At 52.0% G+C, this 227-nt stretch carries 1 rRNA gene; it reads left to right on the forward strand.

Annotation, left to right across the window (positions count from 1 at the left end):
- Window positions 1-227, forward strand: a 23S ribosomal RNA gene (locus GCN74_RS28585); the annotation flags it as partial.

Below are 227 nucleotides of genomic sequence, written 5' to 3' on the forward strand. Positions count from 1 at the left end.
CCGTCGTATGATGCGATGGGGGGACGGATCGCGGAAGGTTGTCTGACTGTTGGAATAGTCAGTTTCTGTCTCATAGAAGGTACTTAGGCAAATCCGGGTACGGAATTCAAGGGGATGGGACGAGTGAGCTTGCTCACGAAGCAATCGGAAGTGGTTCCAAGAAAAGCCTCTAAGCTTCAGTCATACGAGACCGTACCGCAAACCGACACAGGTGGGCGAGATGAGTA

Source organism: Janthinobacterium sp. FT14W (assembly GCF_009208755.1).
In the GTDB taxonomy this organism is placed as follows: domain Bacteria; phylum Pseudomonadota; class Gammaproteobacteria; order Burkholderiales; family Burkholderiaceae_D; genus Janthinobacterium; species Janthinobacterium violaceinigrum.